Raw genomic sequence first — 239 nt, 5'->3', positions numbered from 1 at the left:
CGTCCGCTGGGCAGCGATTACCAAACGGGCAGATATGAGTGGGCATGAAGGCCAGCGAGTCGATGGGGCGCTGCCTTGTCTCCCTGACGCCCGAAACCACATCATCCTTGGTCTCACGGTCAAATGAGATCGCACCGAAGTCAATCAGAGACTTCTCCTTGTCTCGCCGGAAAGCCTGCTGAAGCTTCGATGCAACGTCTTCTGCTTTGATGTTAGACATTGCTGGGCGGTCAACTAGC

1 protein-coding gene is annotated in these 239 nt (G+C 55.6%); it reads right to left on the bottom strand.

What is annotated here, in order from left to right; all coding sequences use genetic code 11:
* On the bottom strand, positions 1–220 hold a 220-nt coding region (locus KMS84_RS40650), incomplete at its 3' end, for a hypothetical protein (RefSeq protein ID WP_256921669.1).
* Positions 221–239: the final 19 nt, after the last annotated feature.

Source organism: Streptomyces hilarionis, assembly GCF_024539675.1.
Taxonomy (GTDB): Bacteria; Actinomycetota; Actinomycetes; order Streptomycetales; family Streptomycetaceae; genus Streptomyces; species Streptomyces hilarionis.
This window is presented reverse-complemented; position numbering and strand designations above follow the sequence as displayed.